At 68.0% G+C, this 832-nt stretch carries 1 protein-coding gene; it reads left to right on the forward strand.

Features of this window, described 5'->3' with window-relative positions:
* The coding region (locus IEX89_RS24115; protein ID WP_280513940.1) for a 1-deoxy-D-xylulose-5-phosphate synthase N-terminal domain-containing protein at positions 1 to 832 on the forward strand (832 nt) is incomplete at both ends.

Below are 832 nucleotides of genomic sequence, written 5' to 3' on the forward strand. Positions count from 1 at the left end.
CATCGGCGACGGGGCGATGTCGGCGGGCATGGCCTACGAGGCCATGAACAATGCGGGCGCCATGCATTCGCGCCTCGTCGTCATCCTCAACGACAACGACATGTCGATCGCGCCGCCGGTGGGCGCCATGTCGGCCTATCTCGCCCGTCTCGTCTCGGGCAAGACCTACCGCTCCTTGCGCGAGACGGCCAAGCAGCTCACCCGCAAGCTGCCCAAGGGCCTCTCCGAGAAGGCCGCGCGGGCGGAGGAATACGCCCGCGGGTTCTGGACCGGCGGCACCATGTTCGAGGAGATGGGCTTCTACTACGTGGGCCCCATCGACGGGCACAACCTCGACCACCTCCTCCCCGTGCTGCGGAACGTGCGCGACACGGAGGGCGGGCCCGTTCTCGTCCACGTCGTGACGCAGAAGGGCAAGGGCTACGCCCCGGCGGAGGCGTCCTCCGACAAGTATCACGGCGTCGTCACCTTCGACGTGGTCACGGGCGCCCAGGCCAAGCCCAAGGCCAACGCGCCGGCCTACACCAAGGTGTTCGGGCAATCCTTGATCAGGGAAGCGGACGACGACGAGAGGATCGTCGCCATCACCGCGGCCATGCCCTCGGGCACGGGCATCGACCTGTTCGGCAAGGCGCATCCCACCCGCACCTTCGACGTGGGCATCGCCGAGCAGCACGCGGTGACCTTCGCCGCCGGCATGGCGACGGAGGGCTACAAGCCGTTCGTGGCGATCTATTCCACCTTCCTGCAGCGCGCCTACGACCAGATCGTCCACGACGTCGCCATCCAGAACCTGCCCGTGCGCTTCGCCATGGACCGCGCGGGGCTGGTG

Origin of the sequence: Salinarimonas ramus (assembly GCF_014645695.1) — a bacterium.
GTDB lineage: Bacteria > Pseudomonadota > Alphaproteobacteria > Rhizobiales > Beijerinckiaceae > Salinarimonas > Salinarimonas ramus.